Origin of the sequence: Halorubrum sp. FL23, from assembly GCF_052439115.2 — an archaeon.
In the GTDB taxonomy this organism is placed as follows: Archaea; Halobacteriota; Halobacteria; order Halobacteriales; family Haloferacaceae; genus Halorubrum; species Halorubrum persicum.
This window is the reverse complement of sequence record NZ_JBQVRO020000042.1, coordinates 1-5,080: the sequence shown is the minus strand read 5'-3', so window position 1 is coordinate 5,080 and position 5,080 is coordinate 1. Positions and strand designations below refer to the sequence as shown.

At 52.1% G+C, this 5,080-nt stretch carries 5 protein-coding genes and 1 pseudogene; 3 read left to right on the top strand and 3 right to left on the bottom strand.

Annotated features, from left to right (window positions below; genetic code table 11):
• Nucleotides 1-505: 505 nt before the first annotated feature.
• The gene (locus tag ACT4MF_RS18705; RefSeq protein ID WP_256419618.1) at nt 506-790 is read left to right on the top strand and encodes a hypothetical protein; all 285 of its coding nucleotides are present in this window, start codon (nt 506-508) and stop codon (nt 788-790) included.
• A 154-nt stretch (nt 791-944) separates the two neighbouring features.
• On the opposite strand, the gene ACT4MF_RS18700 is transcribed toward ACT4MF_RS18705, so the two are convergent.
• The 3 genes from ACT4MF_RS18700 to ACT4MF_RS18690 form a co-directional block, all read right to left on the bottom strand.
• Nucleotides 945-2,171 (bottom strand): Cdc6/Cdc18 family protein, encoded by a 1,227-nt coding sequence (locus ACT4MF_RS18700; protein WP_444683823.1) that lies wholly within the window; start codon nt 2,169-2,171, stop codon nt 945-947.
• A gap of 952 nt (nt 2,172-3,123) precedes the next feature.
• A complete protein-coding gene (locus tag ACT4MF_RS18695; protein WP_200532186.1) occupies nt 3,124-3,474 on the bottom strand; it encodes a type II toxin-antitoxin system PemK/MazF family toxin in 351 nt (116 codons plus the stop codon).
• A 9-nt stretch (nt 3,475-3,483) separates the two neighbouring features.
• Nucleotides 3,484-3,936, bottom strand: coding sequence for a PaaX domain-containing protein (locus ACT4MF_RS18690; protein ID WP_444683824.1), 453 nt, complete (start codon nt 3,934-3,936; stop codon nt 3,484-3,486).
• Between the two features lie 380 nt (nt 3,937-4,316).
• On the opposite strand from ACT4MF_RS18690, the gene ACT4MF_RS18685 reads away from it, so the two are divergent.
• Together ACT4MF_RS18685 and ACT4MF_RS18680 are read left to right on the top strand one after the other, a co-directional pair.
• Complete coding sequence (locus ACT4MF_RS18685; RefSeq protein ID WP_444683825.1) at nt 4,317-4,559, top strand: hypothetical protein; 243 nt, start codon at nt 4,317-4,319, stop codon at nt 4,557-4,559.
• Nucleotides 4,560-4,687: 128 nt separating this feature from the next.
• A pseudogene (locus tag ACT4MF_RS18680) lies at nt 4,688-5,002 on the top strand (transposase); the annotation flags it as partial.
• Nucleotides 5,003-5,080 lie beyond the last annotated feature (78 nt).

Below are 5,080 nucleotides of genomic sequence, written 5' to 3'. Positions count from 1 at the left end.
TTCCTCTGACGTATCAACTGCTACTTCGTTGCGTCGAGTGTTGGCTTGGTTCTAAATGATCTTGCGACGCGACCAATAATTCATCTGTCCTGTGAGTCTATCAGCGACTATTCCGGCTCATCGCAAACGACACCAATCTGGAGAGCCTGTCGAATATGGAAATTCTTCTCTTCGCGAGTATCGACTTCTAGAGCCTTCTCAAGATGGAATTGATACCCCTCAGATCGCTGTGTCATATGCTTATATGGCACAGGAGATAGAATAACTCTCGGTTGTATTTATCAAAATAGATAAGAAACATGTGCATGGTATACAAACGCATTTTACCGGCTGATTCAAGATGTGGATAGAGAAAAGAAGGCCCTTCATCTGCTGACTGCATTCTCTGTATTGACCGCAACCGGGTCAGAATATATCACTTGCTGAGGATTTCAACAGAGCCAACAGAGCCGAAAATCTCTATAAACGCCGGCTTTATATATGAGAGTTCGAATTTCTTTCATGTATGGCTGATTTCCACTACGGCGAATCCGCGCCCGAATTCGTGCCCGATCTGCCCCGAGGCTTTCGCGATGGTGAAGGCGAAGTTGTAAGGGAGGTCGGATGTCTCCAAGAAGTAGATCACGAACGGTACTGGAATTGTATCCAGCTCATCAAAATGGAAGACGGAACCGAGGAAATTCGTGCCGGCTACTACTCGGAATCTGGCGGTTGGGCAAACAAACCGCTGATGCTCCCACCACACGCTTTCAGCGATCTCATGGACTTCGCCGACGGCAAAGTCTACTAACACGGGCACACCCCCCACAAGTAGCACCCTCTCTGGTTCTATAGGTTCTAGCCCCGAAAATGATTGAAAGATGATGGATATGCCCCCGTTCCTTCGAGAGGTACCGAACGAGGCAACCAGCAACGAACAGGCCACCCGCGAGAAACGTTGAGTCCTACGACAGGGTACTCTGTCGACTGAATGTATCCACGTCTTGCACGATCCCGTCAAAGTCCTCGACGTGCTCGAATCCTTCCAGTAGCGAATCGAGGTTCACGCGTAGTTCTGAGAGGTAGTAATCCCCGCCCTGCACGCCGCCCTTCCGCTTGTGGGTCATCGCCAGATTGTATGTATCGAGGTTCGTGAGCTTGTCACGAATACTCCGCGACGTGAGTTGGTTCGTCCCGATCGCGTCAGCGACGCGTTTGTACTCCGAATAGACCTCTTTCGTCCGTGCCGGCGTGTCTCCACGGGATTCGAGTATCGCCAGCGCCATCAAGAGCGCCTGATCGTTGATCGTCAAGTCCTTGAGCTTGTTGACGATATTCACTTCCTCCAGTTCGTCTCGGGCGTTGTCGAGGTGCGCCTCGGTAACGATATCGCTCCCCTCAACGCAAGCAATATCCCCGGCTTCATGCAGGAGTCGAATAGCCTGTCTCGCAGAGCCAGTATCTTTTGCTGTCCACGCGGCAGCCAGCCCGACAACGCCGTCATCGACTGCACCGGGTTTGAACGCGGTTTCGACACGGTCGTACAGAATAGACCGAAGCTCGTCGGCGTCGTATGGATCGAAGTGAACCTCGTTCTCATAGAGGCTGTCCTTCGTTTTTGCGGATAGATCCTGTTTGAACTGGAGGTCATTCGAGATACCGATAATCGATAGGTGCGCGTTCGTGATCTTCCCGTTCGACCGCGCCCGTGGGAGCTGGTACAACAGGTCGTCGTCAGATCCGAGGTTGTCAATTTCGTCGAGGAAGAATACGATGTACCCACCGATTTCATCAAGCCGGCGGAACATCCGCTCGTTGAGATCGGTGAGAGAAAGCCCCTTCGGTCGCTCTGTCGTTTCGGGCTCGATCTGGGTGAGGATTTTCCCGACGGACTGGTAGGCGGTGTTCACGTCTTTCAGCGACACCTCAAACGTCCGGAGGTCGATATCTTTCTCTTGGCAGTAGTTGTGAAGTTCCTCCAACACAACACGGGCGGTGACGGTCTTCCCCTGCCCGGTCTTCCCGGAGATGAGGACGTTCTTCGGTTCGATCCCAGAGCGGATAGTTGTCCGAAAACTCTTTGCGATCTCTTCCAATTCGGGCTCGCGCTCCGGGAGGCGATCAGGAACCCACTCTTCCATCAACGCGCGCTCGTTCTCGAAGACGTTAGTGTCGGTTTCAAACAGCGACATGGGGGCTCTACGTTACGAGTATCATACACACATTCATTTATAAAACCCCATCTTCCGCATTTTCTCGAACTTCCTCATAAGTCGGGTTTTATATACCACACCCACACCTTGTTTCCGCATAATACTCGCTACTGGGTGTGGAGATACCAGAGCGTCTGTCTCGAAGCCGAATCATACCCTCCCCGATAATCTCACCCTACTCTTCCCGTATTATTATATATCTTTTGTTTAATGTATTGTTGTTGTTGTGTTGTAGACTGTAAACACCAAAAAACAGCACTATTAGACGATCCGGTACTGGCGTATAGACACCGTTTAAGTATAATACTCGTGGAGGACCGCTGTTGAGGTCCTCCAAATCACCGGGTGAATAATGCGGAAACGAGGGGTGTGTCCCCGGCTGTGTGTCGTCGTGGCATGTGGAGTGTTCGATTATGCGGAAACAGGGGGCCTGTTGGATATCGACGAGAGGTGTGCTGGTTGTCACGCTCTGTCTTTTTAGCCTCTCTGTCCGAACGATCGAGTATGCACGCACAACCCTCTTTCACGCTCCACGTCGCGAGCGACGGTGACCCAATGGGCGTTGATCACTCGGAAGGGGCGGCGGCCCCACCGAACTCCGACCGCAACCGCGCTGCACACGCTACCGTCCGCCCGGCGCGAGCGCGACGCGTGGCTCCGGTTCGGCGTCGTCGACGACGCCCGCACAGCCTGCGAGAACCACGAGTATACCGACCGCCACCAGTCCAAGACACCGTCTCCGAGACATACCGTTGTGTCACCAACTGTCGAGTTAGTCTTACCCCTTGTAGGTGGCTTTCCCTACTGGCGAGCTACCTACAGAGCGCAGTGTGAACACGCCAAGGAATTCTCTCAGCTAAAATCTCAAAGCAAATTTCGTGTTCTACAGACTGTGCAGGCCGAGTGCCTCGAGGCTTGACCCCGAGGCGGTTCACGGTCGAATCATATCGTCGACAGCGTCTGCGATGAGGTCCATACCTTCGTCGGTGAGTCGTCCCCGTGGAAGAGTATCGTCTATACTGGAGAGAGGGATCGTGTAGATCGCCCACGGGAGGACGTACGTAGTCTTCTTGAGGTGAGCATTGTTGATGACATCGTTCGGGAGAACAGGCGTTGAGTGCTTGTACCGCTCGTCGGCCTTCGTGCCGAGACAAACGACAGTTGCTTCCTCTTCCAAGTATGGCCGGTCAGCATCTGAGATGACAACGACGGGACGTGGGTTCGTATGAGCTCCCGTCGGGTCGACCGCAAAGACGAGACTGCCCTGAAAATACCATGTCATATCGAGTCGCTACGCCTGCTCGGAGTCGTCGACGCTCTCAATCCAGTCTTCGGGTGCCGGTTCTTCGTTGGCACTGTTGTGCTGTCTGGTCTCGGAGTGTGTGTTGCTCGTGGGGTGATCATCCGTTTGCTCGATATCGTCAGGGGTGAAGCCATCGTTGTAGCGGTCGGTGAGGGTCTGAACTTGAACGAGGCCGCGAGAGAATCTCCGGAGGTCATCACGGCTCTCGAGGGCGTGGTAGTAGCCGTCAGCGGTCTTGCCGATGTCGCCGTCGTTGAGAAGACGGGTGAGCGTGCCCGTGATACTTCCCTTTGGGATGTCATCAAGTCGGTTGTGGATCTCGGAGGGTGTGAACCCGTAGTTGGGGTTCGTATAGAGGAGGCAGATAATGGCAGCCTTGTTCGTACGCGGGTTGATCTGGACGTCGTCGGATGGATCGTGAGTTCGAAGGTCGACAGGCATGGTGGAAGCCTCTTTGTATTTGATTGTAGGCGATTGTAGGTGATAACTGTTTGGGAAGGTGAGGCGCTGAGAATCAACCACGCTGTAACGGCATCCTCCGAAGAGCCTGTTGGCAATCAGATCAAGTGCGAGACGCACCATCTGTCGTCTGGTTGGTGGTTTGTAGAAATTCAAACGCCGAATCTGTGACTCACAGGGTCTGTTAAGTTACGAACGACACGAAACGTTCACGACTTCTTTTTTCTCACAACGGATGTCTAACAAAACATGAGGAGACATGGCTCTGTTGAAATCCTTAGGAAGTGATATATTCTACTTCGATTACGGCCAATACAGGGGCAACAGAAGATTTAACATGTGATAATTCATGTATTAAATCAATGGTTTGGGAACTGATTGATGATTATAAAAAGGAGTACCAAAAGTCAAACGGCCAGTTTAACACTCAGCTTTTAGGACCGGTGTTGATCGGTCTTAGTTTGTTGGTCGTGAACATTGTTACTGTGGGCACCGCAAAACTCGTTTTAGGATTCACAGAACCCGCTATCCTTCTCTTATTTTTAATCAACACTATTATTGTCCCCATCATCGCGTGGTATCCGCTTCGGAAGGCCGGCTTATAGCACGGCTCTTTCTATATTTATCGTGGAACTGGTCGGGCAAGACTCCGACCACGAGTGGGTGAAGATGGTGTGCACAGGCTTTGCTCAAATCCTCAGGGAGTTACATGTTCGCCGTGTAATTCAATGAGATGAAGGCCCTCCCGAAGTCGCAGATTCTCCGGTTTACTGAGAAGGCGATCCATTTGGCACGCCGAGCGGTTTCTCGATACTCCTCGAAATTCTCTAAACACCGCTATACACTCCCACAGCACGTTGTTTTGCTGTGTCTCAAAGTTCGGAAGAACACGACCTATCGTGGCCTGCTTGACGAATTAATCGAGATGCCACGCATTCGTTACGCCCTCGGATTAGCTGAACTTCCTACACCTTCAACGCTCTGTAAGGCGTTCAATCGGCTTGATATGGCTGTGTGGCGTGTCATACTGACTCTCTCAACGGCGCTCCCATCCGTCTTCAGTTAAGACTCACACCTCGGTTGTGTAGCGGTAGCGAGTGTCTCTTGTAAGATTGGTCGTCGTTTG

Coding starts and splice junctions, on each gene's coding strand:
- ACT4MF_RS18690 (WP_444683824.1), bottom strand. CDS start 3,936: ATGCCTGTCGACCTTCGAACTCACGATCCATCCGACGACGTCCAGATC.
- ACT4MF_RS18695 (WP_200532186.1), bottom strand. CDS start 3,474: ATGACATGGTATTTTCAGGGCAGTCTCGTCTTTGCGGTCGACCCGACG.
- ACT4MF_RS18700 (WP_444683823.1), bottom strand. CDS start 2,171: ATGTCGCTGTTTGAAACCGACACTAACGTCTTCGAGAACGAGCGCGCG.
- ACT4MF_RS18705 (WP_256419618.1), top strand. CDS start 506: ATGGCTGATTTCCACTACGGCGAATCCGCGCCCGAATTCGTGCCCGAT.
- ACT4MF_RS18685 (WP_444683825.1), top strand. CDS start 4,317: ATGGTTTGGGAACTGATTGATGATTATAAAAAGGAGTACCAAAAGTCA.